Below are 650 nucleotides of genomic sequence, written 5' to 3' on the forward strand. Positions count from 1 at the left end.
TGTTGGTGTTCTATTGTTTATAGGGGCACTGCTCTTCAATCCTGAAACGACAAACACTGAGTTGTCGCCTGCGTTCATTGGTGGTATTGGCGGTATTATGGCCGTTATCGTAATGGTTCCCTTTATGTTTGTAGGTTTTGATGTTATCCCGCAGGCAGCAGAAGAGATGAACTTAACCCGTCCAAATATCGGTAAATTCTTAATTGTCTCGTTAATTGTCGCGGTGATTTGGTATGTTGCGGTCATTTGGAGTGTAGGCGTGACGCTACCGTTGGCGCTAGCTGAAACATCCTCTTTAGGCACTGCTGATGCAATGGAGACCGCATGGCAAGGCAAATGGGCAGGTGTCTTACTGGTCATCGGTGGTGTACTTGGTATTATGTCGAGCTGGAATGCCTTCTTGATTGGTGGTAGCCGTTTACTTTATGCGATGTCTAAAGCTCATATGCTGCCAGCCTTCTTGGGTAAACTGCATCCTAAGCATAAGACACCAATCAATGCAATCTTACTTATCGGTGGACTTGCTACGCTTGCACCATTATTTGGTCGTAAGATGCTAGTATGGATCGTTACAGCGGGTGGTTTCGGTGTCGTCATTGCTTATACCTTAGTAGCAGTATCGTTTTTGGTATTGCGTTATCGCGAGCCTA

1 protein-coding gene is annotated in these 650 nt (G+C 45.7%); it reads left to right on the top strand.

All coding sequences use genetic code 11. The features are described from left to right. A partial coding sequence (locus ACS8FD_RS21540) for an APC family permease (protein ID WP_439277375.1) occupies positions 1-650 on the top strand: 650 nt, incomplete at both ends.

The sequence above is a fragment of the Psychrobacter sp. 1U2 genome, from assembly GCF_051847575.1.